Here is a 25,381-nt window from a genome sequence, read left to right on the forward strand (position 1 = left end):
CGGTTCAGCCCGGCGGGGCAATGAACGGCAGGATCAGCTTGGCCACCGCTTCGGGCTGTTCGAGCTGCAGGAAGTGACCGGCTTGTTCGACGACCGCCACCTCACTGCCCGGCGGCAGCACCCTTTCCGTCCAGTGCGTGAAAGCCACTACGGCACAGCCATCGTCACGACCGTGTAGGTAGAGCACCGGCAATTGAGGCGCCTCGGTCCACCAACGGTTCAATTCCGCGTAGCGGGCCGGCGGCCGGGTGTTGCGAATGGTTGCCCGGTAGGGACCCAACGCCGCGCGCCACCCCTCCGCCGTCCCGATGGCAGCGTCGACGTGGCGCAGATCCTCCTCGGCGTAATAGGTGGGCGACCATCGTCGCCACAGCAGCCGGGGCACCCACGACGCCGACCGCTCGGGCAACCAGGGCAGCTGGAAGTAGAGGATGTACCAGCTCCGTAAGAGCTGGTGGGGCAGTTCGCGGGCCAGACGGCCGCGGTCGGGCACCCGGCCCAGCGGGCGAAACGCGGCCGCCGGTGGCACCGACATGATGACGGCCCGGGAAAACGGGCTGTCGGGCATTGCCGCCAAGCCGGCCGCGGCGATGGCGCCCCAGTCGTGGCCGATCAGCACGTCACCCTCGGTAGCGCCAGCAGCGGATCGCACCCGCAGTGCGTCATCCATCAGCGCACCAACGTGATAGCTCCCGTCGGCGGGAATCGCCGACGGCGCATAGCCCCGCATGAACGGTGCAACGACCCGCCACCCCGAGTCGACCAGAATCGGGGCGAGCTTGCGCCAGCCGTAGGCCGTGTCGGGAAAGCCGTGCAGGCACAACGCCATCGGCGCCTCGGGGCGACCCCAGGTCAAGGCTTTCAGATCACCGTTGGGCCCGGGCACATCGATCCAGCGCGGCTCAGGCATCACGGGCCTTGTCGTGGTCATCCGCGGCGCCGGCACAACCTTCGAGGGCTGGCTCGATGGGCCCGCTGACCCACCGAGCGGCATCGTCTTGCATGTTGACTCCTGTTCGCCACGTGCAACCCGTATGCACCAACGTAACTGGCGCCGAATGAGGACAACACCACCGATCGGAGACACCGCCGTCGTCTCCCGGCACGGTCGCTGAGCCTACGCACTTGCTCGACGCGACGGCGAGATCGCGGCCCGCAGGCGGATCCAAGTCGATGGTGTTCGCCACGTTACCCCAGGGGACGGCGCGAACCGGATGCATGTCCGTGACCGGCCAAAGGCACGCCAGGCCGCTCCGATACCGGGTCTGGCCGGGGTGGCGCTGCGCGACGCGCCGGCCGCGATACAGCCAGATTGTCTGGTACCTATCCGGGGGCCGTTTGGGGCCGAACTCGCTGGGCATGCGCATTCGAGCCCACACCGAGCCCGCCTGCATCCCAAACCGTCGGGCTGACATGCGATGAATTTCTTCGCACGACGATGATCCAGCGGCTAATTTCTAGATATGTCGACCGACTCGCACGGGCGCCGCTGGGCCAAAACAGACGCCACCCAGCGCCGGATCCTCGACGCAGCGACCGAGGTGTTCGCCACCAGAGGCTTCAATGCGGCCACCATGGCCGAAGTGGTGGCTAGCTCCGGGGCCAGTATCGGCAGCATCTATCACCACTTCGGCGGTAAGACCGAACTGTTTCTGGCGATCTTCGAGCAGATGGCCAGCGCCGTCGAAGGCAAGATCGAGGAAGCACTTCAGCAGGCCGGCGACGAAACCGACCGGCGTCGCATCTTCGAACTGGGTGTACGGGCTTACCTCGATGGGCTCTGGGAGCATCGGCGGGTAGCCAGATTGCTCGCCTCCGGAGATCGACCGACCGACTTCGGAATCACTCGTCGCGATCGCATGACGTCTGCTTTTCGCAGCTGGATGGCGATGCTAGAACTCGACTCGTCGCTGCATGGACAATTCCTCAGCCGCGCTCTGCTGGCGATCATGGAGGAATCGTCACTGATGGTTGCGGCATGCGAGGAGCCCGAACAAGTCAAACCGGTCATCGACGCCACGATCGAATGGATTGGCCGACTCACCGAGTGAGCTCACCCCGCGGCGTTCACCGCCTCTTCCAGCTCGGCGACCACAATCTTGTGCATGCCGAGCATCGCGGTGGTTGCGGCTGCCTCCCGTGCCGGGTCCGGATCGCTCAGCAGCTCATACAGCCGGTCGGGAACGATCTGCCAGCTCAGGCCGAACCGGTCCTTGCACCAACCGCACTGCGATTCCGTACCGCCCTGGGTTAACCGATCCCAGTAGTAGTCGACCTCATCTTGGTCCTTGCAGTTGACCGTCAACGAGACCGCCTCGGTGAACGGGAACTGTGGACCGCCGTTGATTCCAATGAACCGGACCCCGTCGAGGACGAAGGTTCCCGATATCACCGTGCCGGGTTCACCCGGCCCCGCCTCGGTATGCCGGTTGAATCCCTAGATCTGCGAGTTCGGGAACACCGACGTGTAGAACTGTGCGGCTTCCGCCAGATTGTGGTCGAACCACAGCGAGGGCGTGATAGCTGGCATTGGCGGCTCCTGGTCGTTGGGATCTCGTCATTTCAATAGACCCCGGCTGGGCGGCAAACTCATCGCGACCGCGCTATCGGCCCCGCAACAGCGGGTGCTTAAAGCAGCTAGGTAACGTCAGAACACGTGAGCGCCATGAGCAACAACCCCCGAACGGTCGAGTTTTCCGGTACTGAGGGGATTACCCTGGTCGCCGACGAATGGAACCGCGACACCGCCGCGTCCGGTCGCCCCACCATCCTGATGTTGCACGGTGGCGGCCAAAACCGGTTTTCCTGGAAGAACACCGGCCAGATTCTGGCCGATACGGGCCTCCACGTGATCGCGCTCGACACCCGCGGACACGGCGACAGCGACCGGGCGCCGGACGCGGACTACGCGATCGAAACCTTGACCTCTGACATCCTGCACGTCCTCGACGCCATCGGACGCCCGGTCGTGCTGATCGGCGCCAGCATGGGCGGGCTGACCGGCATCCTCGTCGCGGACAGGGCTGGCCCCGACCGGGTGACCGGGTTGGTGCTGGTCGACGTGGTGCCGAAATACGAAAAGGACGGCAGCGCCCGCATCCGCGACTTCATGTTCACCAACCTCCACGGGTTCGCCACGCTCGAGGAGGCCGCTGACGCCGTCGCCACCTATCTGCCGCATCGGACCAAGCCGCGCAGCCCCGAAGGGCTGAAGAAGAACCTGCGCCTGCGCGACGGCCGCTGGTACTGGCACTGGGATCCGGCGATGATGACCGCACCTGGGGACGACCCGGAGTTGCGCACCGAAAACTTCGAGCGCGCCGCGATGAACCTGACGATCCCGATCTTGCTGATTCGCGGGAAGCTCTCCGATGTGGTCAGCTCCGAGGGCAGGGCTCCGGCGTTGTTGATTAGCGGGCTTGTGAGCTGGGGGATTGTGGATTGAGGAGGTCTAGGCGGCGGTTGGCGGTCAAAGCGGTGATCCGGCAGGCTTCGGCGATGTTGTCGGCGCCGTTGAGGCGGTGCAGATTGATCGCGGTGTTGCGTAGCGTTGCTAGGACCTGTGCGCCGTTTCCGGTATGTGCCCTTTGACGGTCTTCGTCGAAGGTGACGTCGCGTATCCAGTGCAGGCTGTTCTCGATTCCCCAGTGTTGACGCATCCAGGTCATGATCGCGGTAGGGCGGGCGTGCTCGAACGGCAGGCTGCAGATGGCATAGACCACCTCCACGCTGCGCTGGTCGGTGGCGGTGATCAAGCGTTCACGAGTGATCCGGATGATTTGTTTTGCGTAGGGGAAGCCGATTCCTCGTGCAGCGGTGATGATTTGCGGGGTGCGGGTCTCGACACGGCCGTGGCCGCGGGAGTCGTCGGTAGCGGCTGCGGGCACCTCGGCCCAGGGCAGCGCGGTGATACGCGCAAGTATTTTGGCTTGGTTGGACTTGACGATCATCAGGTAGTGCGACTTCAAGGTGGCGCAGATCAACTTCGCGGTGACGACCTGGGTATGCATCGCATCCACGGTGACCAGCCACCGCAAGCTACCCGGCAGCAGCGTGAGCAGGGCACGTACGCAGGGAATTTCATTGCTTTTCTCGGCGACAGCGAGTTGACCGAGCACCAATCGGGCACGGTGGGCGAACACCGACACGAGATGCGTGGCTGTCGCTTTGGCGCGTAAAGCACCACGCAGCATCTTGCCGTCCAACGCGATCGGCACCAATCCACTGGGGTCGCGGCTGGCCACGTGTGCAGTGAAGTAACTGCCCATCCTGGCGTTGAGGTCGGCGGGGTCTAGCCGAGACAAAACAGCGCGGAAGGTCTTCTCACTGGGCCTCCGGAACCGGACCCCTAATTGGGCCAACACATCATCGGGAGCGGTGGCCGCCCATGTGGCAAAACCAGCATAGCCGCGCATCCCCGCGGCAGTGGCCAGAACCGCGATCGCCAACAAAGCCATCAGCGAATACCTCCGACCGCGTGGGTCCCTCGGGTCTGGCACCGAGGCCAACACATCGAGAAACTCCGATCCGATGAGCTCGCTGCGCTCACCAGGACTCCAGCGGTCGAACACCTCTGGAACCGACGACAGAGGCAATACTGAAACGGTAGGCACGGGCAACTCCAGACCAACGACGAACAGTAACCAACTCGATCGTTCTCCAGATAGCCCGTGCCTACACTCCGGCCCCAATAGCGCGGCACCAAAGATCATCAACCCAGCTCACAAGCCTGCTAATCAACAACGCCGGAGCCCTGGCTCCGAGGGCGTCCAGGATTTTCTGGACAAAGTGCCGCACGCCGAATTCGTCGAGCTGTCCAACGCCGGCCACACCGCGGCCGGCGATGACAACGACGCCTTCACCGAAGTGGTGGTCGACTTCGTCAAGCGGAGGGCGGCGACCGGCTAGTTGACCGGCTTTTCCGCGTGGCCACCGAACTGCTTGCGCATCGCCGATAGCGCCTTGTTGGCAAAATCATCGAGGTCACGCGAGGCAAAGCGCGACTGCAGCGCGGTGGTGAGGACCGGCGTAGGCACACCTTCGTCGATCGCCGCGATGGAAGTCCACCGCCCCTCGCCAGAGTCGGAAACCCGTCCCGAGAACTCTTGCAGCTCGGGAGATTCGTGTAGCGCGATCGCGGTCAGATCCAGCAGCCAGGAGCCGATCACGCTCCCCCGGCGCCACACCTCGGCCACCTCGGGGATGTCGATGTCGTACTGGTAGTACTCCGGGTTGGCCAGCGGCGCGGTTTCGGCGTCACCCTGCTGCACCCGGGTGCCGACATCGGCGTTGCGCAGGATGTTGAGGCCCTCCGCCAACGACGCCATCATCCCGTACTCAATTCCGTTGTGCACCATCTTGACGAAGTGCCCGGCGCCCGTCGGCCCGCAATGCAGGTAACCCTTTTCGGCCTCCGCGACCTCACCATCGCGGCCCGGCGTTCGCGGTGCCGCCTGCACCCCGGGTGCGACGGTGGCCAAGATCGGCTCGGCATGCGCAAACGCGTCCGGCTCCCCGCCGACCATCAGACAGTAGCCGCGGTCAAGTCCCCACACACCGCCGCTGGTACCACAATCCAGCATGTGAATGCCTTTGCCAGATAACAGCTTTGCGTGCTTGATGTCGTCACGGTAGTAGGTGTTGCCACCGTCGATCACGATGTCTCCCGCGTCGAGTGTGGTGGCCAGCTCCTCGATGACGCCGGTGGTGATGGTCCCGGCGGGCACCATCACCCAGATGACCCGCGGGGCGGAAAGTTTGTCACGCAACTCGCTCAGCGAGGACACCCCGGTGGTGTTGTTCTCCCCCGCCATCGCCTTGACGGCGTCGGGATTGTGGTCGTACACCACGCACTCGTGTCCGCCGTTGACCACTCGGCGCACGATGTTCGCACCCATCCGGCCCAGCCCGATCATCCCTAGCTGCATATCTGTTCGTCTCCTTACTGTCGTGCCTCGGCACTGCGGGGTAGCCACGGCTGTTGCCAATTGCGGTGGCCACGCAGCAGCGTCTGTGCTGCCTCGGGCCCCCAGGAGCCGCGATCGTACGGGTGGATTTCCCCCGGGTCGTCAAGAACCGGTTACACGATCCACCACGTCTGCTCGATAGCGTCCTCGCGAGCGAAAAGCTGGCGATCGCCGATCAATCCGGCATACAGCAGTCGTTCATAGGGCCGGATCGGTTCACCGAGGTCTTCGGCGAACGAGGAGTCCAGGTGAACGCCCTGCCACGAGTCGCCGGTTTGCGCGGATATCTGCAGGCGCATGCCCGGATCTGGGTCGATGCGCAGCACAATCTGGTTCGGCTCGGCCGGCCTGCGGTTGGGCAGGAAAGCCAACCCGGGAACATGGTGCAGGAACATCCGCACCTCAGTCACCCGCTCTGGCAGAGCTTTTCCGGCCCGCAAGAAGACCGGCACCCCGGCCCAGCGCCAGTTGTCGATCTCGGTCCTGAGTGCGACATAGGTCTCGGTCTGCGAGTCCTTGGCCACCCCCGGGGCATCGCCGTAACCCTGGTACTGGCCCCGCACGTAGTGCGCCGTCTGCAGCGCCGGCATGGCACGGAACACCTCGGCCTTCTTGTCGTTGAGGTCGTCGGCACCCGGACCCACCGGAGGCTCCATCGCCACCAGCGCCAGCACCTGCAGCAGGTGATTTTGCACGACGTCTCGCAGGGCGCCCACCGCGTCATAGAACTTGCCACGGTCCTCGACGCCGAAGTTCTCGGCCATGGTGACGTGAATCTCGGAAACGCTCTTGCGATCCCACAATTCGGCCAGGCCGCGATTGGCGAAGCGCAAATACTGCAACTCCACGACGGGTTGCTTGCCCAAGAAGTGATCGACGCGCAGGATCTGATCTTCGTTGAGCACGGCACGTAGCCGGGAGTTGAGTTCCCGCGCGGAGTCCAGGTCATGGCCAAATGGCTTCTCCACCGCAACGCGCGCGCCGCGCAGCAAGTCTGCCTTGGCAAGATTCTCGACGATTGGGGCGAACAGCGCGGGCGGCATCTCCAGGTAGTACAAGGCGTGGCGGTCATGACCGATCTGCTTGGCCAGCGCCGTGTACAGGGCGGGGTCGGTAACGTCACCGGGCAGATAGGACCACCGACTGGCGAATCGCTCGAATACCGCTTCGTCGAACGGCTCGCTGGACCCTCGAATGACCTCCCGCGCCCGATCGACCAACTGCTCTACCGACATGTCGTCACTGGCGACGCCCACGATCGGGCAATCCAGCAGTCCCCTGCGTTCCAGCCTGTACAACGCGCGAAAAGTCATCTTGCGAGCCAGATCGCCGGTAATTCCAAAGATCACCAATAGATCTGAGGCCTGACCTCCGCCGTTGGCCAATCCCCCACCTCCAGGACGTCATCTGGGCTAAAGCCGCTGGTCGGCTTACTTGAGATCTGCTTCCCCGCGGGGGCTGAACTCAACCCTAGACATTGCCCGATAGCCCGACAAGGCAGGCTTGGGCCGGTACTGAAAGGATGGGCGAGTGTCAGGCATGACCGATGCACTGCACATCGCGGTCTACGTGCTGGCCGGCGTCGCCGCCCTGGAAGCCGCCGCCCTGATCGCGCTATGGCGATTGCTGGCCCGCGCTCGTCAGGAAAACGATGAGTTGCGCCAGCGCGCCGACACCCGCAACTGGCTGCTGACCGGGGGGCGCGAGGCCGTCAAGACGGTTTGGCAAACCGCGAACCTGATGCGCAAAGAGGGCTTTGGCGCCGCGGTTCGCAGCTCGATCGAGGACCTCGCGGACTGGGCCGAGGTGGAACGGCCGGACCTGGCGCGAGTCACCCCCGACGGCCGGGTCGTGATTCTGTTCTCCGACATCGAAGAGTCCACAGCGCTCAACGAGCGGATCGGGGATCGTGCGTGGGTGAAGCTGATTGGCGCGCACGACAAGATGGTTCACGAGTTCGTGCACCGCCACGGCGGACACGTGGTCAAGAGTCAAGGCGACGGATTCATGATCGCCTTCGCTCGTGCCGAACAGGCGGTGCGATGCGGTTTGGATATCCAGCGCGCGCTAAGTCGAGAGGCAAAAAGGAAACCGCGCAACGGCATTCGGGTACGGATCGGGATCCATATGGGCCGCTCGGTGCGCCGCGGCGATGATCTGTTCGGCCGCAATGTAGCGATGGCAGCCCGGGTTGCGGGTCAGGCCGTCGGCGGCCAGATCCTGGTGAGTGAACCGGTTCGCGACGCGGTCCGCGACTGCGGAGACATCCGTGTGGACGACGGCCGCGACGTCGAGCTCAAGGGATTTTCCGGCAGCTATCAGTTGTTCGGCGTCGAAACCGCCCCCGAGTGCGAGCCGGACTAGTCGCCCTGCGTCTCAGACTCGTCCAACCGCTGATGCAACCGAGCCCGGACCTCATCGGCCGAATAGGAACGGCGTTTCCGTTGGTCGCGTACCACCAACGCGCCACCGGCGACGACGCCGGCGACACCGGCCAGTCCAAGCCACTTCCACACGCTGCGCATGACGACAGGCTATCTCTGCCTATGGTGCTGGGGTGGAATCAAACAGCCTGACCTTGGACCAAGCGCTCAATGAGACCCGCACTGGCGACCTCTGGCTGTTCCGCGGCCGCTCCCGCCCCGACCGCGCCATCCAGACCTTGACTAATAGTCCGGTGAACCACGTCGGCATGACGGTGGCCATCGATGACTTGCCGCCGCTGATCTGGCACGCCGAGCTGGGCGACAAGCTGGTCGACATGTGGACGGGCACTCACCACCGTGGCGTACAGCTCAACGATGCGCGCGACGCGGTCCGGCAATGGACCGAGCGTTACCACCAGCGCTGCTGGCTGCGGCAGCTGACCCCGTACGCCAGTCGCGAACAAGAGAACCAACTGTTGCGAGTCATCGCACGCATGGACGGCACTCCGTTTCCCGCCACCGCACGCCTCACCGGACGTTGGCTACGCGGCCGGCTTCCCACCGCCTACGACTGGACCAGAGGACTGCCGTGGGTGGACAAGAAGATCCGCGAGTCCACCCAGCGACGCAAGGAACGCCAAAAGGTCGGCCTGGAAGCGGCGTACTGCGCGGAGACGGTGGCAATCACCTATGAGGAAAGGGGTTTGATGGCCACCGAAAAGTACTCGAACTGGTTTGACCCGGGCTCCTTCTGGAGTGACGATACGCTTCCACTCACCCCGGGCTATCGATTGGGTAGCGAAATCGCGGTCACCGTCGGTCAGGCCGACTAGCCGACCGAACGGCGGCAATCGCCTCGGCCCGGCCACCGGCTACAGACTCCGGGGCCGGGAGCCACCATCGGAATAAACGGCTTTCGGTCGCGGGGCCTACGACTCGTCGACCGACATCTCCCCCATGGCCGACCACCCGGTCGCGTCGAGGGTCTGACTGATGATCTTGGGCGTAGCCGCGAGGGCCTGGGGCAACTCCTGCATCGCCCGCTTGAAGTGATCGCTGTTGACGTGGACACTTCCGGCATCACCGTCGCGAAAGGCCTCGACCAAGACGTACTCGGCCGGGTTGTCCAGACTGCGCGACCACTCGAACCAGAGGTTGCCGTCCTCGGCGCGCGTGGCCGCGGTGAACGACGCGACGAACTCCGGCCAGCGCTCGCTCCACTCGGGTTTGGTTTCGAACTTGACGACGATGAAGATCATTTGCGGTCCCCGCCCCTCTCGCTGACTTGATCATCGAACTCGGAGAACAGGGTCAGGATACCCAGCACGCGTGGGTCAGGCGATCTCCACCCGGGTGTGCACCGGAGTTGGGTTACGCGTCAGATCGAGCACTGGGCAGTGCGCGTCGACCGCCACCTGCAATTGGCGGTAGCGCTCCGCCGGTTCCGGCCCGGTCACCGTGATCACCACCCGCACCTGCTGGAATCCGCAGCGAACGTCGTCGGCGAATCCGAAGAAGCCCTGCACGTCGAGATCGCCCTCTGCGGTCGCGGAGATGTCATCGACCGAGATTCCCAGCTTCGCGGCCCAGAAACGCCATGTCACGATCTGGCACGAAAGCAGCGAGGCCAAGTAGTACTCGACGGGGTTCGGAGCCTTGGCATCCCCACCGAGGGGCGCCGGCTCATCGACCTCGACCCGGTAGCGGCCGAGGCTGACCGTGCTGGCAACAGCGTCATGCCCGGTGCCCGAAGCCTGGAACACCACGCGCGCCTGGGCCGGATCCGTGGTTACCGCGCGCCGATTTGCCGCGATGATGCCGCTCAGGTGATTCGTCGACTCGGTAGTTGTCAAGGCAAAGCTCCTTCCATCGGGAGAAATGGTATGGAGCGCCGTCCTGCAGAATCGACCTTCTAGCTCAGCGTGAACCGAATGCGAATCGCATCCGCGTATACCACGACATACCGCCTGCAATGGCGTCCGGGAACGGTCCGGATGAATAGTCCAGCGCAGATTTGATGCTCAAATAGTTATTGCAGCCACACCCGAACCGAATTGTGATCCAGCACACAATGCATGGTCCGGGGTGGCCGCAAGGTATCAATGCACCCGGGAATGTGATCCAGGTCGCAGTGTCTTTCTTTGGCCGACTTACTTACCGCAAATTGTTATGTATTCGAAATTTCGAGATCGTCGAAGGGTCCCGGGTCTTCGGGCGGCGGCGGTAATTCATCCGGATTCACGACATCCTCAACCGCAGGAGGGCAGGGCTCCGGCGTTGTTGATTAGCAGGCTTGTGAGCTGGGTTGACGATCTTTGGTGCCGCGCTATTGGGGCCGGAGTGTAGGCACGGGCTATCTGGAGAACGATCGAGTTGGTTACTGTTCGTCGTTGGTCTGGAGTTGCCCGTGCCTACCGTTTCAGTATTGCCTGTGTCGTCGGTTCCAGAGGTGTTCGACCGCTGGAGTCCTGGTGAGCGCAGCGAGCTCATCGGATCGGAGTTTCTCGATGTGTTGGCCTCGGTGCCAGACCCGAGGGACCCACGCGGTCGGAGGTATTCGCTGATGGCTTTGTTGGCGATCGCGGTTCTGGCCACTGCCGCGGGGATGCGCGGCTATGCTGGTTTTGCCACATGGGCGGCCACCGCTCCCGATGATGTGTTGGCCCAATTAGGGGTCCGGTTCCGGCGGCCCAGTGAGAAGACCTTCCGCGCTGTTTTGTCTCGGCTAGACCCCGCCGACCTCAACGCCAGGATGGGCAGTTACTTCACTGCACACGTGGCCAGCAGCGACCCCAGTGGATTGGTGCCGATCGCGTTGGACGGCAAGATGCTGCGTGGTGCTTTACGCGCCAAAGCGACAGCCACGCATCTCGTGTCGGTGTTCGCCCACCGTGCCCGATTGGTGCTCGGTCAACTCGCTGTCGCCGAGAAAAGCAATGAAATTCCCTGCGCACGTGCCCTGCTCACGCTGCTGCCGGGTAGCTTGCGGTGGCTGGTCACCGTGGATGCGATGCATACCCAGGTCGTCACCGCGAAGTTGATCTGCGCCACCTTGAAGTCGCACTACCTGATGATCGTCAAGTCCAACCAAGCCAAAATACTTGCGCGTATCACCGCGCTGCCCTGGGCCGAGGTGCCCACAGCCGCTACCGACGACTCCCGCGGCCACGGCCGTGTCGAGACCCGCACCCTGCAAATCATCACCGCTGCACGAGGAATCGGCTTCCCCTACGCAAAACAAATCATCCGGATCACTCGTGAACGCTTGATCACCGCCACCGACCAGCGCAGCGTGGAGGTGGTCTATGCCATTTGCAGCCTGCCGTTCGAGCACGCCCGCCCTACCGCGATCATGACCTGAATGCGTCAACACTGAGGAATCGAGAACAGCCTGCACTGGATACGCGACGTCACCTTCGACGAAGACCGTCAAAGGGCACATACCGGAAACGGCGCACAGGCCCTAGCAACGCTACGCAACACCGCGATCAATCTGCACCGCCTCAACGGCGCCGACAACATCGCCGAAGCCTGCCGGATCACCGCTTTGACCGCCAACCGCCGCCTAGACCTCCTCAATCCACAATTCCCCAGCTCACAAGCCTGCTAATCAACAACGCCGGAGCCCTGCGCAGGAGGGTCCTCGGGCGCGGGCAGGTCAACGTCAACCATGTCCTCATCCATCGGGAGATACATGTGGTGGGTGAATTGCGCCTGGTAGGCGCCCCCGCCACCGACCCGGACGCCACCCCCTTCACCGCTGGACACCGAGGTGCCGTCAGGCAATGTGACCGCGGTATGGCGACCATTCCAACCGATTACCAAAGCATTGGGGGCGGTGCCATGTTGGAACCCGCGAGCAGCTAGCGCGGCCTCCTCATTACCCGTATTAAATCGATCTCCGAAAATGGGCCTATCCGTTGCTGCATTAGATACCCAGGAAGCCAAACCCGAGCAGTCGGTCCCGGCGGGCGAATCGCCGCCGACAATATACGGCGTACCGGAAACCTGATTGATAAGCGTCAACAGTGTTGCGAGAGCAATCATGAGGACGGACGCTACCGACAATATCCATAGGAAATCAAAATTTGTGGCACTTATCACGATTAATCGAATAATGCCCTGACCTGCATATACAGCGTCCAGGTCACGCAATAATCTACATATTGAAACAGAAGTGACTACTGAGTAATCAGCAAACAGTCAGCAATCGCTCGAACCACTTTGATGAGGTGGTTGACCTGCGAAAATGCCGACCGACGAGATTGCGTCCGATTAGCGGTGCAACTGTTCATTTGCGTATCGGAGACCGATCGGAGACCACCCGCGGTCGAATTGGGCCGCGCCAGAGGCTGATCAGCCGGTGTTTCCCGGGCCAACGCGTGGCCTGGCTCACACGAGCGCCTGGTGGTTGCGGTGTGCTCGCCAAAATGCTGGCGGGCGGCGCCCCGGTGACCGGGGCAGCCTCGGATCGGTCACTTATCGGCCGGTAGGCACCGTCGCCGGGTAGTCGCCGGTGTGACGTCGGGCAGGGCCCGAGTGGCCGCCGATTCGGCGCTGACCGCGGCCGGTCCCATCGCCACGGTGGGTTTGTCAAGCAAGCCGGCCAGCAGCGGTGTGCGCGCCGACAAGCCGCCTGCGCCGGGCAGCGAATCCGCCCGCATCAGTCCCGCCCCGGCACTGGGACCCGAGCCACCGGCCAACGGATGGTGGGACAGCGGACTGGCCCCCAACAAACCGATCTGCACGCCCTCGCCCTGGTCCAGTCCCGCGCCAGTGCCGCCGGGATGGCCAAACAGCGACGTTACCTGCGCCGGCTGCGGTATCGAGCAGCCCATACCCGAGCTCTGGGTCAGCGTTTGCCGGATCGCTTCTTTGGCGGGCAGGGCCACGTTGCGGGCAATCGTGGCGACCCGATCCAGCCCGTTGGCCAGGCCCCAGACACCAAGATTGGTCTTGATCGAGTCGGGCTCGCCGAAACGCGTGTTGACGGCCGTTTGCGCCTGGTAAGCATCCATTGCCGCGGCGGCCTGATTCCACATCCGGGTGAAATAGTCCGTTTCGCTGAGCGCTATCAGCGCCGTACTCATACCCACAAAGTTGGTAGCCGTAACGACCGCGGCCGTGATGTGGTTCATCGCGATCTCGGGCAGCGGTGGGGTGGCCGCCAGCGCGTCGGCGTGCGCGGCGGCTTGTGCCAACGCCTGCGTGGCACGCGCCTTCGCCCGCGCTGAGGCTGTGGCCAACCAACTCACCATTGGCACGGCCGCGGCAATCGCTCGGTCGCCGCTTTCCCCGCTGCACACCTCACCCGCGGATTTCAGCCGTGCCGACGCCTCGATGGCCTGCGCGTCCAGGGCCGCTGCCCAGTCCTTCCACCCCGTGGCGACTGCCAGCATCGAAGTTGACCCCGCCCCGGCCATCAACCGCGCGGTGTTGAGTTCCGGTGGCATCGCGTGCCACAGCATGATGACCCCTGTCTTCTAATGTATCTGGAACGGACAGGCCACCCCGCACTGGCCGGCAGCGCCGTCGCGCACGTTGCCGACCCGCGCCGCCGGCGCCGGGACCAGGGCTCCGGCGTTGTTGATTAGCAGGCTTGTGAGCTGGGTTGATGATCTTTGGTGCCGCGCTATTGGGGCCGGAGTGTAGGCACGGGCTATCTGGAGAACGATCGAGTTGGTTACTGTTCGTCGTTGGTCTGGAGTTGCCCGTGCCTACCGTTTCAGTATTGCCTGTGTCGTCGGTTCCAGAGGTGTTCGACCGCTGGAGTCCTGGTGAGCGCAGCGAGTTCATCGGATCGGAGTTTCTCGATGTGTTGGCCTCGGTGCCAGACCCGAGGGGCCCACGCGGTCGGAGGTATTCGCTGATGGCTTTGTTGGCGATCGCGGTTCTGGCCACTGCCGCGGGGATGCGCGGCTATGCTGGTTTTGCCACATGGGCGGCCACCGCTCCCGATGATGTGTTGGCCCAATTAGGGGTCCGGTTCCGGCGGCCCAGTGAGAAGACCTTCCGCGCTGTTTTGTCTCGGCTAGACCCCGCCGACCTCAACGCCAGGATGGGCAGTTACTTCACTGCACACGTGGCCAGCAGCGACCCCAGTGGATTGGTGCCGATCGCGTTGGACGGCAAGATGCTGCGTGGTGCTTTACGCGCCAAAGCGACAGCCACGCATCTCGTGCCGGTGTTCGCCCACCGTGCCCGATTGGTGCTCGGTCAACTCGCTGTCGCCGAGAAAAGCAATGAAATTCCCTGCGTACGTGCCCTGCTCACGCTGCTGCCGGGTAGCTTGCGGTGGCTGGTCACCGTGGATGCGATGCATACCCAGGTCGTCACCGCGAAGTTGATCTGCGCCACCTTGAAGTCGCACTACCTGATGATCGTCAAGTCCAACCAAGCCAAAATACTTGCGCGTATCACCGCGCTGCCCTGGGCCGAGGTGCCCACAGCCGCTACCGACGACTCCCGCGGCCACGGCCGTGTCGAGACCCGCACCCCGCAAATCATCACCGCTGCACGAGGAATCGGCTTCCCCTACGCAAAACAAATCATCCGGATCACTCGTGAACGCTTGATCACCGCCACCGACCAGCGCAGCGTGGAGGTGGTCTATGCCATTTGCAGCCTGCCGTTCGAGCACGCCCGCCCTACCGCGATCATGACCTGGATGCGTCAACACTGGGGAATCGAGAACAGCCTGCACTGGATACGCGACGTCACCTTCGACGAAGACCGTCAAAGGGCACATACCGGAAACGGCGCACAGGTCCTAGCAACGCTACGCAACACCGCGATCAATCTGCACCGCCTCAACGGCGCCGACAACATCGCCGAAGCCTGCCGGATCACCGCTTTGACCGCCAACCGCCGCCTAGACCTCCTCAATCCACAATTCCCCAGCTCACAAGCCTGCTAATCAACAACGCCGGAGCCCTGGGGCACATACCGGAAACGGCGCACAGGCCCTAGCAACGCTACGCAACACCGCGATCAATCTGCACCGCCTCAACGGCGCCGACAACATCGCCGAAGCCTGCCGGATCACCGCTTTGACCGCCAACCGCCGCCTAGACCTCCTCAATCCACAATTCCCCAGCTCACAAGCCTGCTAATCAACAACGCCGGAGCCCTGGGTGCCAGACCCGAGGGGCCCACGCGGTCGGAGGTATTCGCTGGTGGCTTTGTTGGCGATCGCGGTTCTGGCCACTGCCGCGGGGATGCGCGGCTATGCTGGTTTTGCCACATGGGCGGCCACCGCTCCCGATGATGTGTTGGCCCAATTAGGGGTCCGGTTCCGGCGGCCCAGTGAGAAGACCTTCCGCGCTGTTTTGTCTCGGCTAGACCCCGCCGACCTCAACGCCAGGATGGGCAGTTACTTCACTGCACACGTGGCCATCAGCGACCCCAGTGGATTGGTGCCGATCGCGTTGGACGGCAAGATGCTGCGTGGTGCTTTACGCGCCAAAGCGACAGCCACGCATCTCGTGTCGGTGTTCGCCCACCGTGCCCGATTGGTGCTCGGTCAACTCGCTGTCGCCGAGAAAAGCAATGAAATTCCCTGCGTACGTGCCCTGCTCACGCTGCTGCCGGGTAGCTTGCGGTGGCTGGTCACCGTGGATGCGATGCATACCCAGGTTGTCACCGCGAAGTTGATCTGCGCCACCTTGAAGTCGCACTACCTGATGATCGTCAAGTCCAACCAAGCCAAAATACTTGCGCGTATCACCGCGCTGCCCTGGGCCGAGGTGCCCACAGCCGCTACCGACGACTCCCGCGGCCACGGCCGTGTCGAGACCCGCACCCTGCAAATCATCACCGCTGCACGAGGAATCGGCTTCCCCTACGCAAAACAAATCATCCGGATCACTCGTGAACGCTTGATCACCGCCACCGACCAGCGCAGCGTGGAGGTGGTCTATGCCATCTGCAGCCTGCCGTTCGAGCACGCCCGCCCTACCGCGATCATGACCTGGATGCGTCAACACTGGGGAATCGAGAACAGCCTGCACTGGATACGCGACGTCACCTTCGACGAAGACCGTCAAAGGGCACATACCGGAAACGGCGCACAGGTCCTAGCAACGCTACGCAACACCGCGATCAATCTGCACCGCCTCAACGGCGCCGACAACATCGCCGAAGCCTGCCGGATCACCGCTTTGACCGCCAACCGCCGCCTAGACCTCCTCAATCCACAATCCCCCAGCTCACAAGCCTGCTAATCAACAACGCCGGAGCCCTGGTCTGGCACCGAGGCCAACACATCGAGAAACTCCGATCCGATGAGCTCGCTGCGCTCACCAGGACTCCAGCAGTCGAACACCTCTGGAACCGACGACACACGCAATACTGAAACGGTAGGCACGGGCAACTCCAGACCAACGACGAACAGTAACCAACTCGATCGTTCTCCAGATAGCCCGTGCCTACACTCCGGCCCCAATAGCGCGGCACCAAAGATCATCAACCCAGCTCACAAGCCTGCTAATCAACAACGCCGGAGCCCTGGTTCGCTACCGAGCCAATTCCGTCCAATGCGACGGCGCGCCAATCACGCCGATATTCACGACCGGGTGTGACCACTCACGGCGCAAACCGAACGGCGCTCTGATCGCAAGAATCAAAATCGAATGGCTCGGTCGATATCATCGATGTCCGCGATCATAGTAGCAGCAATAATTGAATCGACACCGCGCCAAACAATTTCAGAATCGCATTTCATAATTGCCGACGCCCGACAAATATGCGACGCTGCGCCCGCCAAGAAAAAGCATGATCGCGGCTACCTTTGGGCAAATCCCCGGTTGCGTCCGGTCACAGTGCGGTGCAGAAAATCGCGTCGACCGGACCGCACCCGTACAGTCATCCGAGCGCGCCTGTCCTGCCACGAGCACACCGACCGGCGCCGGATTCCTAACCTCGGATCTTCGGACCGAATCCGCGCTAGCGCCCTGCTGCCTTACCGCCGGAGCTGGTCTGGAAACGGAACTCGACCACGTCGCCATCGGCCATGACGTAGTCCTTGCCCTCCATCCGGACCTTGCCGGCGGCTTTGGCCGCGGCCATCGACCCGGCGGCCAACAGGTCGTCGAAGGAAACGATCTCCGCCTTGATGAAGCCCTTTTCAAAGTCGGTATGGATCACCCCGGCCGCCTTGGGCGCGGTGTCGCCACGGTGGATGGTCCAGGCCCTGGCCTCCTTGGGCCCCACCGTCAGGTAGGTCTGCAGGTTGAGGGTGTGGAAGCCGGCGCGGGCCAGCGCGTCCAGGCCACGCTCGGTTTGTCCGATCGACTCCAGCAGTTCGGCGGCTGATTCCTCGTCGAGCTCGACCAGCTCCGCCTCGATCGCCGCGTCCAGGAAGACGGCGTCCGCCGGCGCGACCAGTTCACGCAGCTGAGCGACCCGCGCGGCATCGGTGAGCACCGACTCGTCGGCGTTGAACACGTACAGGAACGGTTTGGTGGTCAGCAGGTTCAGTTCACGCAGCAAGGAGGTGTCCACCCCGGCGGCGAACAGTGTCTTTCCACTGTCGAGCACCTCCTGGGCCGCCAGCGCCGCTTCGTGGACGGGCTTGCGCTCCTTGTTGTTGCGAGCTTCCTTCTCCAGCCTGGGCACGGCACGTTCGAGGGTTTGCATGTCGGCCAGGATCAGCTCGGTCTCGACGACTTCGATATCGGAGCGGGGATCGACCCGGCCGGACACGTGGGTCACGTCGTCGTCGTGGAACACCCGCACCACCTGACAGATCGCGTCGCACTCGCGAATGTGCGCCAGGAACTTGTTGCCCAGTCCGGCGCCCTCCGACGCTCCCTTGACCAGTCCGGCGATGTCGACGAAGGTCACCGGCGCCGCGACGATACGTTCCGATCCGAAAAGCTCCGCCAACTTGTCAAGTCGCGGGTCCGGCAGCGAAACGACCCCCTCGTTGGGCTCGACGGTGGCGAACGGATAGTTGGCTGCCAACACGTCGTTGCGTGTCAGCGCGTTGAAGAGTGTCGACTTGCCCACATTTGGCAGGCCCACGATTCCCAGGCTCAAGCTCACAGGGAGCCAAGTCTAAGGTGCCGCGATCTAGGCTTATGGGCGCCCATCCCCGTAGCGGATGCCGGGGGCACGCCCGTGACTACTGTCCAGGTATTTACGGGCCTTTGGGCGCATTGCCGGTACGGTCTAGATGTGTCAGCGGACCGGGCGAGAACAGCGGTGCCACCAAGCCACCGCTCAATCGTTCCCAATATTCCAGGTGCTCCGTGGTGGGGCGCGGTTCTCATCGCCGTCAGCACGACGGCACTCGGGTACGCGTTCGACGCCGGCCACAAGGATCTGACACACGTTTTCGCCGGCTTCTACATCGTGGGCTGCATCGCCGCGGTGCTGGCGGTCCGCCAATCGGGCGTGTTCACCGCGGTCATCCAGCCGCCGTTGATCCTCTTCATCACGGTGCCCGGTGCCTACTGGTTGTTCCACTCCGCCAAGATCGGCAAGTTCAAGGACCTCCAGATCAATTGCGGCTATCCGCTGATCGAACGTTTCCCATTGATGCTGGGCACCGCCGGTACGGTGCTGCTGATCGGCCTGATCAGGTGGTACATCGGGATGGCGCAACGAACGAGCGCGCTGGCCACCGGTGACGACGGCGAACCCACCACCGCCGCACGAACGCCGATTTTGCACAGCCTCGCCGAAAAATTGAGTGCCCTGCTGGGCGGTGACTCCGACGACCCCGACGACGTGGCCGATGCGGCCCCGCCAGCACCCGAAGCGGGCAGGCGGTCATCGCGAAGCGGCCGCAGCTCCACGGGCGGTCGGTCCACCACCCGGCGCACCGACCGCACCCGTGCGCGACGCACCCGCCCACCGGTAGAAGATCAGCCGGACCCGGGTGCCGAACGTCCGCGGCGCCGCCGTCCGACACCCCCTCCCGACAACGACGCGGCCGAACCGCCCCGGCGGGCGCGTCGCCGGCCCCGCCCACCGGGTGACTCGGACTTGCGCGCCACGCCGCCGCGCCAGCCGCGGCGTGATCCGCACACGCGGCGCAACCCGTACGAGTCCTACGAGCGGCCCGCGCCCCGCACCAGTCGCTTCGATCCCTACAGCGGATACGAGCCACCCGAGGCCCCGGAGTCCTTCGATCGGTATGAACGCCGGGCCGGCCGCTACGAGCCGTATGAGCCCTATGAGCCGTTTGAACCCTTCGAGCCCCCCCGCCGGCGCGGCAGCACCGGCGGGCCCAACAACGCCAACCCGAAACACCACCCGATCTCGCAGGTCCGCTATCGCGGGGCGGCGCCCCGCGACGAGGGCCGCGATCAATACCGCGACGAGCCTCGCCCGGATCGCCGGGGTCGTCCCCGCGCACCGCGCCGGCCCCAGGCCGAATCCTGGGAGTACGACGTCTGACGCCGTAACGCGGCGGAATCGCTAGCGCGCCGGCCGGATTTCCCGGGGCAGGGCGAATACCAATGTCTCGTTGGCCGTGGTCACCGGCTGCACCATGTCGTAACCGCTCTCGGCCAGCCGTTCCAGCACACCACGTACCAGCACCTCGGGGACCGAAGCCCCCGACGTCACGCCGACCGTGGTGACACCTTGCAGCCACGACTGATCGATGTCGTCGGCCCAGTCCACCAGGTAGGCGGCTTGGGCGCCCGCACCCAACGCCACCTCGACCAGCCGTACCGAGTTCGACGAATTGCGCGAGCCGACGACCAGCACAAGGTCGCATTCGGGTGCCATCGCCTTGACCGCGACCTGGCGGTTCTGGGTCGCATAGCAGATGTCGTCGCTGGGCGGATCCTGCAGCTTGGGGAAGCGTTGGCGCAGTCGTGCGACGATCTCCATGGTCTCGTCCACCGACAACGTGGTTTGCGAGAGCCAGACCACCTTGTCTTCGTCGCGGATCGTCACCCGCTCGGCGCCGTCGAGCCCGTCGACGAGCTGTACGTGTTCGGGAGCCTCCCCGGCAGTTCCGACGACCTCCTCATGGCCCTCATGACCAATCAGCAGGATGTCGTAGTCGTTACGGGCGAACCGCCTGGCCTCGTTGTGCACCTTGGTGACCAGCGGGCAGGTGGCGTCGATGGTCTGCAGGTTGCGTTCGGCGGCGGCCGCGTAGACCGTCGGGGCGACGCCGTGGGCAGAGAACACCACGATGGCTCCCTCGGGAACCTGATCGGTCTCCTCGACGAATACCGCACCCGCCTTGGCCAGGGTGTCCACCACGTAGCGGTTGTGCACGATCTCGTGACGCACGTAGACGGGCGGACCGTGCTTTTCCAGCGCTCGCTCGACCGTCTCCACGGCGCGATCCACGCCCGCACAGTAACCTCGCGGCTCGGCCAATAGCACCCGTCTACGGGTCGGGACGTGCGCTACCGAACTCGAGGCACCGGGAATTCCCATGTCGATAGTCGGCACCATGCCATTCAGGGTACTTTCTGCCGCCACGGCTAGGCCATTCCCGACCATTTGCGCTCATGCCACCGCGGCTAGCTTGGACTTCGCCGCCGCTTGAGGCAGTCTTGGACCCATGGCAACTGCACCGTATGGGGTTCGGCTAATTGTCGGCGCGGCAACAGTCGCCGTCGAGGAGACCATGAAGCTGCCGCGGACCATCCTGATGTACCCGATGACATTGGCCAGCCAGGCGGCGCACCTGGTGATGCTGTTTCAACAGAACCTGGCCGAGTTGGTCATCAAGGGCGATTCCACCCTGGAGTCACTGTTTCCGCCGAAGGACGAACAGGCCGCGTGGGCGACCTTCGACGAGGACTTGCCGGATGATGCAAACGCCTTGGAAGGGTCCGCCACGGCATTGGCCGACAGCATGGACGCCGATCGTCGCACCGAGGGACGGTTCGCGTTGTATTCGGTGTCGGACCCCGCCGAATCCCGGGAAACCAGCTCGCCGGTCCGCAAGGCCCCGGCCAGGCAGCCGAAGTCGGCCGCCAAGCCGAGCACCGAGATACCTGCAGTCGCCGGCAAACTCGATTATGCGTCGCTGACCCTGGCCCAGCTTCGGGCCCGGCTTGCGTCGCTCAGTGTCGAGGACCTGGAGGCCCTGCTGGCCTATGAGCAGGCCACCAAGGCTCGTGCCCCGTTCCAGACGCTGCTCGCCAACAGGATCACCCGCGCGACCGCCAAGTGAGCCCAGCCGCAGCATCGAATTCGGCCGAGAACCCGTTCCCGGTACGCGCGGTGGCCATCCGGGTCGCCGGCTGGATCGACAGGTTGGGAACGGTCTGGGTTGAGGGGCAACTAGCCCAGATCACGATACGGCCCAACTCCAAGACGGTGTTCATGGTGCTGCGCGACCCCGCGGCGGACATGTCGCTGACCGTCACATGCCCGCGCGACCTGGTACTGAGCGCACCGGTGAAATTGACCGAAGGCACCCAGGTGGTGGTCTGCGGAAAGCCCTCGTTCTATACCGGGCGTGGCACATTTTCGCTGCGACTCAACGAGATTCGCGCTGTCGGGGTGGGTGAGCTGCTGGCCCGGATCGAACGGCTGCGCCGGCTGCTGGACGCCGAAGGACTCTTCGATCCGCGCCTCAAGCGGCCAATTCCCTTCTTGCCCAACACTGTCGGCCTGATCACCGGCAGAGCCAGCGCCGCCGAGCGTGACGTGACGACGGTTGCCGCGACGCGCTGGCCCGCAGTGCGATTCGCCGTCCGCAACACCGCCGTGCAGGGGCCCAATGCCGTCGCTCAGATCGTCGAAGCACTGCGTGAGCTCGATTCAGACCTGGAAGTCGATGTAATCGTGGTGGCCCGCGGTGGCGGCAGCGTCGAGGATCTCCTGCCGTTTTCCGACGAGACACTGTGCCGCGCGATCGCGGCGTGCCGCACACCCGTGATCAGTGCGGTCGGCCACGAACCCGATAATCCGCTGTGCGACCTGGTCGCCGATCTGCGCGCGGCCACCCCGACCGACGCGGCCAAGAAGGCAGTCCCCGACACTGCCGCCGAGCAACGCCTGGTCGCGGACCTGCGCCGGCGCAGTGCACAAGCGCTGCGCAATTGGGTTTCTCGGGAGCAGCGGGCGTTGACCCAGTTGCGCAGCCGCCCCGTTCTTGCCGACCCGCTCAAGGCGCTGATCACCCGCTCCGATGAAATCCAGCGGGCCCGGTCAGCGCTTCGGCGTGATGTCAGCCGGCTGATCAGCACCGAAACCGAAAACATCGGCCACCTGGGTGCGCGGCTGGCCACCTTGGGTCCGGCGGCCACACTGGCCCGCGGATACGCGGTGGTGCAGACGGTTTCGACCGCCGGTCAACCAATGGAAGTGCTGCGGTCGGTCGACGGCGCGCCCGCGGGCACCAGACTACGAGTGCGGGTAGGCGACGGTGCCGTTACCGCGGTAAGCGAGGGACGTGTTGATGGAGCTTGACGACCACAACGGGGAAACCGACTCGGTTACACCCATTAGCCAGCTCGGCTACGAGGCGTGTCGCGACGAACTGATCGAAGTCGTGCACCTCCTCGAACAGGGCGGACTGGACCTCGATACGTCGCTGAAGCTATGGGAAAGAGGCGAGGTACTCGCAAAAAGGTGCGAGGAACACTTAGCTGGCGCACGTCAGCGGGTGGCCGATGCGCTGGCCGCCAGCGAGGCCGAGCAGGACTGATCTTGGCCAGTATTGGGTATCGAACCATATTCCAAACTGGAACACGTTTTAGTTATGCTTCGGCCCATGGGTGATGCATCGCTGACAACCGAACTCGGCCGTGTCCTGGTTACCGGTGGCTCAGGATTTGTCGGGTCCAACCTGGTGACCACGCTGCTCGACCGTGGACATCACGTGCGTTCGTTCGACCGCGCGCCCTCGCCACTGCCCCCGCATCCGCAGTTGGAGGTGCTACAGGGGGACATCACCGACGCGGCCACCTGCGCCACAGCGGTCGACGGTGTCGACACGGTCTTTCACACCGCGGCCATCATCGAGCTGATGGGCGGCGCATCGGTGACCGACGAGTACCGCAAGCGCAGTTTCTCGGTCAACGTCGGCGGTACCGAGAATCTGGTGCGCGAGGGGCAGCAGGCCGGAGTGAAGCGGTTCGTCTACACCTCCTCGAACAGCGTGGTGATGGGCGGGCAAATCATCGCCGGCGGCGACGAAACGCTGCCCTATACCAATCGGTTCAATGACCTCTACACCGAAACCAAGGTGGTTGCAGAGAAATTCGTGTTGTCGCAGAACGGCAACAATGAAATGCTCACCTGCGCAATCCGTCCTAGCGGCATCTGGGGAACCGGCGATCAGCTGATGTTCCGCAAGTTGTTCGAAAGCGTGATCAAGGGCCACGTCAAGGTGCTGGTTGGGCCCAAGTCAGCACTGCTGGATAACTCCTACGTAGACAACCTGATTCACGGTTTCATTCTGGCGGCCCAGCATTTGGTGCCCGGCGGTAGCGCGCCCGGCCAGGCCTACTTCATCAACGACGCAGAGCCGATCAACATGTTCGAGTTCGCCCGGCCCGTGGTGGAAGCATGCGGGGAAAAATGGCCCCGAGTAAGGGTTTCCGGCCCGATGGTGCACCGGGCGATGACTGGTTGGCAACGACTGCACTTCCGGTTCGGATTGCCCGCGCCGCTGCTGGAGCCGCTGGCCGTCGAACGGCTGTACCTGGACAACTATTTCTCAGTCGACAAGGCCCGCCGCGACCTCGGTTATGAACCCAAGTTCACCACCGAACAGGCGCTCAAAGAATGCCTGCCCTATTACGTGGACCTGTTCCGCCAGATGAAAAGCGAAGTCAAAGCCGGCGGCCGGTGAACTAGCCGGCGGCCAGCAAGTCACGTTAACACTGGGGGGCGGCGCGACCGTGGCGATGATTCACCAGAGGCGGGGCTGACCAACCACCACGTGATCGATCGACACCAACCCGGCACAGGTTTGACCACCGCCAGGCTCGGGCATCCTGGATGGGAGTCCTGTCATGCCAAGGAGGTGATCATGCCGAACCCCTCGATCAAGAACGAGAAGCTATACCGGGATCTGCGCAAAGAAGGCAGCTCCAAGGAAAGGGCAGCGCGGATTTCCAATGCGGCAGCTGCCCAGGGCACTTCCTCGGTGGGCCGCAAAGGCGGCAAGGCCCGGTCCTATCCGGACTGGACGGTGCCAGAACTGAAGAAACGGGCCAAAGAGCTTGGCATGTCCAGGTATTCGGGCCTGACAAAAGACGAGTTGATCAGCAAGCTGCGCAACCACTGAGCCCCATCGGGGCTGTGCGCCGAGAAACGTGGCGCCGGGATGATGGCAGGTGCTCTCCGGGCGGAGGGGCACCTGCCATCGTTGAGCACCCGGATCAACCAGCCATGAATTCGTGGTAGGCCGACTCGAGATCCGGCGGCAGCGCCGCCACATCGCACTGGCGCTCGGTATCAGCGATTGGCGCCAGAATGGCACGCAGTTCCTGGTACTCCTGCGGATGCGCCGTGAAATAGCTGCGCAAGCTGGCAGCTGCTGGTGCATACGGTTGCCCATAGGCAGCCATGACTATCTGGTTGGCACCTTCGTGGGCCGCCAAATATTGACACGCCGAAGCGGTCACCGACGACACGGTGGCAGACACGCCTTGCGGACTGCAGTCAGCGGCTACGGCCGCTTGGGGCGCACCCAGGAATCCGATGGCCAGTTCCCCGAGGAGGCAACCCGCACTGATGGACACCACTTGCCGGCGCGCACGAATACCGATGATTTTCTTCATCACTTGATTCCTTCGGATTGGCGAATCAATCGTTGAAGGTTCCCGAATACCCGGGATCCAAGGTAGCGGAGGAATTTGGCCCAGGTCGGTGACCGGGTTCGCTCATTCGACCGCTTCCCGGTGATCTGCCGGGCAAGCGTGGTGACTGTGCGAAGCAAGCGACCAGAGTGACGCGCGAAGCCTGAAAGTCTCGGAAAAGACGGATCGGTTCTTATCGAATCGTGACACGGACCGTGACCAAACCGTAGTCATCAGCGCCGGCGGAAACGCATCA

20 protein-coding genes and 8 pseudogenes are annotated in these 25,381 nt (G+C 63.7%); 14 read left to right on the forward strand and 14 right to left on the reverse strand.

Annotated features, from left to right (window positions below):
• Window positions 1-4: 4 nt before the first annotated feature.
• Window positions 5-910 (reverse strand): alpha/beta fold hydrolase, encoded by a 906-nt coding sequence (locus tag MPSD_RS22165; protein WP_036426334.1) that lies wholly within the window; start codon window positions 908-910, stop codon window positions 5-7.
• 553 nt (window positions 911-1,463) lie between these two features.
• On the opposite strand from MPSD_RS22165, the gene MPSD_RS22175 reads away from it, so the two are divergent.
• The gene (locus MPSD_RS22175; protein ID WP_020786262.1) at window positions 1,464-2,051 is read left to right on the forward strand and encodes a TetR/AcrR family transcriptional regulator; all 588 of its coding nucleotides are present in this window, start codon (window positions 1,464-1,466) and stop codon (window positions 2,049-2,051) included.
• 2 nt (window positions 2,052-2,053) lie between these two features.
• Here MPSD_RS22175 and MPSD_RS22180 read toward each other — a convergent pair.
• Window positions 2,054-2,530, reverse strand: a pseudogene (locus tag MPSD_RS22180) (VOC family protein).
• Window positions 2,531-2,665: 135 nt separating this feature from the next.
• Here MPSD_RS22180 and MPSD_RS22185 point away from each other — a divergent pair.
• A pseudogene (locus MPSD_RS22185) lies at window positions 2,666-3,391 on the forward strand (alpha/beta fold hydrolase); the annotation flags it as partial.
• 19 nt (window positions 3,392-3,410) lie between these two features.
• Here the strand turns inward: MPSD_RS22185 and MPSD_RS22190 are convergent.
• Window positions 3,411-4,613 (reverse strand): ISAs1-like element IS2404/ISMul1 family transposase, encoded by a 1,203-nt coding sequence (locus MPSD_RS22190; RefSeq protein ID WP_420811820.1) that lies wholly within the window; start codon window positions 4,611-4,613, stop codon window positions 3,411-3,413.
• A 145-nt stretch (window positions 4,614-4,758) separates the two neighbouring features.
• Here MPSD_RS22190 and MPSD_RS22200 point away from each other — a divergent pair.
• Window positions 4,759-4,908 (forward strand): annotated as a pseudogene (locus tag MPSD_RS22200) (alpha/beta fold hydrolase); the annotation flags it as partial.
• On the opposite strand, the gene gnd reads toward MPSD_RS22200, so the two are convergent.
• Window positions 4,905-5,927 (reverse strand): phosphogluconate dehydrogenase (NAD(+)-dependent, decarboxylating), encoded by a 1,023-nt coding sequence (gnd, locus tag MPSD_RS22205; protein WP_012395902.1) that lies wholly within the window; start codon window positions 5,925-5,927, stop codon window positions 4,905-4,907. The pseudogene MPSD_RS22200 and the gene gnd overlap by 4 nt on opposite strands.
• A 14-nt stretch (window positions 5,928-5,941) precedes the next feature.
• Window positions 5,942-7,351 (reverse strand): annotated as a pseudogene (locus tag MPSD_RS22210) (glucose-6-phosphate dehydrogenase).
• A gap of 145 nt (window positions 7,352-7,496) precedes the next feature.
• On the opposite strand from MPSD_RS22210, the gene MPSD_RS22215 reads away from it, so the two are divergent.
• Window positions 7,497-8,330, forward strand: a complete 834-nt coding sequence (locus tag MPSD_RS22215; protein WP_086085881.1) for an adenylate/guanylate cyclase domain-containing protein — start codon at window positions 7,497-7,499, stop codon at window positions 8,328-8,330.
• Here MPSD_RS22215 and MPSD_RS28265 read toward each other — a convergent pair.
• Window positions 8,327-8,491 carry a hypothetical protein gene (locus MPSD_RS28265; RefSeq protein ID WP_015356883.1) on the reverse strand — a complete coding sequence of 55 codons (165 nt, stop codon included), beginning with the start codon at window positions 8,489-8,491 and terminating at the stop codon, window positions 8,327-8,329. The two genes, MPSD_RS22215 and MPSD_RS28265, sit on opposite strands and share 4 nt — an antisense overlap.
• 32 nt (window positions 8,492-8,523) lie before the next feature.
• Here MPSD_RS28265 and MPSD_RS22220 point away from each other — a divergent pair, with 32 nt between their 5' ends.
• Window positions 8,524-9,225 (forward strand): hypothetical protein, encoded by a 702-nt coding sequence (locus MPSD_RS22220; protein WP_020786257.1) that lies wholly within the window; start codon window positions 8,524-8,526, stop codon window positions 9,223-9,225.
• A gap of 96 nt (window positions 9,226-9,321) precedes the next feature.
• Here the strand turns inward: MPSD_RS22220 and MPSD_RS22225 are convergent, their stop codons facing one another.
• A complete protein-coding gene (locus MPSD_RS22225) occupies window positions 9,322-9,651 on the reverse strand; it encodes a putative quinol monooxygenase (RefSeq protein ID WP_012395907.1) in 330 nt (109 codons plus the stop codon).
• A gap of 75 nt (window positions 9,652-9,726) precedes the next feature.
• The gene (locus MPSD_RS22230; RefSeq protein ID WP_086085880.1) at window positions 9,727-10,245 is read right to left on the reverse strand and encodes an OsmC family protein; all 519 of its coding nucleotides are present in this window, start codon (window positions 10,243-10,245) and stop codon (window positions 9,727-9,729) included.
• 554 nt (window positions 10,246-10,799) lie between these two features.
• On the opposite strand from MPSD_RS22230, the pseudogene MPSD_RS22240 reads away from it, so the two are divergent.
• A pseudogene (locus MPSD_RS22240) lies at window positions 10,800-12,002 on the forward strand (ISAs1-like element IS2404/ISMul1 family transposase).
• A 26-nt stretch (window positions 12,003-12,028) separates the two neighbouring features.
• On the opposite strand, the pseudogene MPSD_RS22245 reads toward MPSD_RS22240, so the two are convergent.
• Window positions 12,029-12,496, reverse strand: a pseudogene (locus MPSD_RS22245) (hypothetical protein); the annotation flags it as partial.
• Between the two features lie 371 nt (window positions 12,497-12,867).
• On the reverse strand, window positions 12,868-13,860 hold the full coding sequence (locus MPSD_RS22250; protein ID WP_020786255.1) for a PPE family protein: 993 nt from the start codon (window positions 13,858-13,860) through the stop codon (window positions 12,868-12,870).
• 245 nt (window positions 13,861-14,105) lie between these two features.
• Between MPSD_RS22250 and MPSD_RS22260 the strand changes: the two genes are divergently transcribed.
• Together MPSD_RS22260 and MPSD_RS22270 are read left to right on the forward strand one after the other, a co-directional pair.
• The gene (locus MPSD_RS22260; RefSeq protein WP_420811964.1) at window positions 14,106-15,308 is read left to right on the forward strand and encodes an ISAs1-like element IS2404/ISMul1 family transposase; all 1,203 of its coding nucleotides are present in this window, start codon (window positions 14,106-14,108) and stop codon (window positions 15,306-15,308) included.
• A gap of 217 nt (window positions 15,309-15,525) precedes the next feature.
• Window positions 15,526-16,614: pseudogene (locus MPSD_RS22270) on the forward strand (ISAs1 family transposase); the annotation flags it as partial.
• A gap of 20 nt (window positions 16,615-16,634) precedes the next feature.
• Here MPSD_RS22270 and MPSD_RS30915 read toward each other — a convergent pair.
• Together MPSD_RS30915 and ychF are read right to left on the reverse strand one after the other, a co-directional pair.
• A pseudogene (locus tag MPSD_RS30915) lies at window positions 16,635-16,757 on the reverse strand (transposase); the annotation flags it as partial.
• A gap of 578 nt (window positions 16,758-17,335) precedes the next feature.
• Entirely contained in the window at window positions 17,336-18,436 is a 1,101-nt protein-coding gene (gene ychF / locus MPSD_RS22280) for a redox-regulated ATPase YchF (RefSeq protein ID WP_036426329.1), read from the reverse strand.
• Window positions 18,437-18,568: 132 nt separating this feature from the next.
• On the opposite strand from ychF, the gene MPSD_RS22285 reads away from it, so the two are divergent.
• On the forward strand, window positions 18,569-19,795 hold the full coding sequence (locus tag MPSD_RS22285) for a DUF6542 domain-containing protein (RefSeq protein ID WP_051153638.1): 1,227 nt from the start codon (window positions 18,569-18,571) through the stop codon (window positions 19,793-19,795).
• 21 nt (window positions 19,796-19,816) lie between these two features.
• On the opposite strand, the gene MPSD_RS22290 is transcribed toward MPSD_RS22285, so the two are convergent.
• Window positions 19,817-20,815, reverse strand: coding sequence for a 4-hydroxy-3-methylbut-2-enyl diphosphate reductase (locus MPSD_RS22290; protein WP_036427171.1), 999 nt, complete (start codon window positions 20,813-20,815; stop codon window positions 19,817-19,819).
• 109 nt (window positions 20,816-20,924) lie between these two features.
• Here MPSD_RS22290 and MPSD_RS22295 point away from each other — a divergent pair, with 109 nt between their 5' ends.
• From MPSD_RS22295 to MPSD_RS22315, 5 genes are all read left to right on the forward strand, one after another.
• Window positions 20,925-21,542: a lipid droplet-associated protein gene (locus tag MPSD_RS22295; protein ID WP_011738548.1), complete on the forward strand. Its 618-nt coding sequence runs from the start codon at window positions 20,925-20,927 to the stop codon at window positions 21,540-21,542.
• Window positions 21,539-22,786, forward strand: a complete 1,248-nt coding sequence (xseA, locus tag MPSD_RS22300) for an exodeoxyribonuclease VII large subunit (RefSeq protein ID WP_012395920.1) — start codon at window positions 21,539-21,541, stop codon at window positions 22,784-22,786. Before MPSD_RS22295 ends, xseA begins: the two co-directional genes overlap by 4 nt.
• Window positions 22,776-23,024: an exodeoxyribonuclease VII small subunit gene (locus tag MPSD_RS22305; RefSeq protein WP_020786249.1), complete on the forward strand. Its 249-nt coding sequence runs from the start codon at window positions 22,776-22,778 to the stop codon at window positions 23,022-23,024. The genes xseA and MPSD_RS22305 overlap by 11 nt, the downstream gene beginning before the upstream one ends.
• A gap of 54 nt (window positions 23,025-23,078) precedes the next feature.
• Window positions 23,079-24,173 (forward strand): 3-beta-hydroxysteroid dehydrogenase, encoded by a 1,095-nt coding sequence (locus MPSD_RS22310; RefSeq protein WP_012395922.1) that lies wholly within the window; start codon window positions 23,079-23,081, stop codon window positions 24,171-24,173.
• Window positions 24,174-24,353: 180 nt separating this feature from the next.
• The gene (locus tag MPSD_RS22315; RefSeq protein ID WP_015356899.1) at window positions 24,354-24,611 is read left to right on the forward strand and encodes a DUF7218 family protein; all 258 of its coding nucleotides are present in this window, start codon (window positions 24,354-24,356) and stop codon (window positions 24,609-24,611) included.
• A 94-nt stretch (window positions 24,612-24,705) separates the two neighbouring features.
• Here the strand turns inward: MPSD_RS22315 and MPSD_RS22320 are convergent, their stop codons facing one another.
• Window positions 24,706-25,107, reverse strand: coding sequence for a heme-binding protein (locus MPSD_RS22320; protein ID WP_086085832.1), 402 nt, complete (start codon window positions 25,105-25,107; stop codon window positions 24,706-24,708).
• Window positions 25,108-25,381 lie beyond the last annotated feature (274 nt).

Origin of the sequence: Mycobacterium pseudoshottsii JCM 15466 (assembly GCF_003584745.1) — a bacterium.
In the GTDB taxonomy this organism is placed as follows: Bacteria; Actinomycetota; Actinomycetes; order Mycobacteriales; family Mycobacteriaceae; genus Mycobacterium; species Mycobacterium marinum.

Bases quoted from the DNA above. Each gene is read 5' to 3' on its own strand.
- MPSD_RS22165 (WP_036426334.1), bottom strand. From the start codon at position 910: ATGCCTGAGCCGCGCTGGATCGATGTGCCCGGGCCCAACGGTGATCTG.
- MPSD_RS22175 (WP_020786262.1), top strand. From the start codon at position 1,464: ATGTCGACCGACTCGCACGGGCGCCGCTGGGCCAAAACAGACGCCACC.
- gnd (WP_012395902.1), bottom strand. From the start codon at position 5,927: ATGCAGCTAGGGATGATCGGGCTGGGCCGGATGGGTGCGAACATCGTG.
- MPSD_RS28265 (WP_015356883.1), bottom strand. From the start codon at position 8,491: ATGCGCAGCGTGTGGAAGTGGCTTGGACTGGCCGGTGTCGCCGGCGTC.
- MPSD_RS22225 (WP_012395907.1), bottom strand. From the start codon at position 9,651: ATGATCTTCATCGTCGTCAAGTTCGAAACCAAACCCGAGTGGAGCGAG.
- MPSD_RS22250 (WP_020786255.1), bottom strand. From the start codon at position 13,860: ATGCTGTGGCACGCGATGCCACCGGAACTCAACACCGCGCGGTTGATG.
- MPSD_RS22290 (WP_036427171.1), bottom strand. From the start codon at position 20,815: ATGGTGCCGACTATCGACATGGGAATTCCCGGTGCCTCGAGTTCGGTA.
- MPSD_RS22295 (WP_011738548.1), top strand. From the start codon at position 20,925: ATGGCAACTGCACCGTATGGGGTTCGGCTAATTGTCGGCGCGGCAACA.
- MPSD_RS22305 (WP_020786249.1), top strand. From the start codon at position 22,776: ATGGAGCTTGACGACCACAACGGGGAAACCGACTCGGTTACACCCATT.
- MPSD_RS22310 (WP_012395922.1), top strand. From the start codon at position 23,079: ATGCTTCGGCCCATGGGTGATGCATCGCTGACAACCGAACTCGGCCGT.
- MPSD_RS22315 (WP_015356899.1), top strand. From the start codon at position 24,354: ATGCCGAACCCCTCGATCAAGAACGAGAAGCTATACCGGGATCTGCGC.
- MPSD_RS22320 (WP_086085832.1), bottom strand. From the start codon at position 25,107: ATGAAGAAAATCATCGGTATTCGTGCGCGCCGGCAAGTGGTGTCCATC.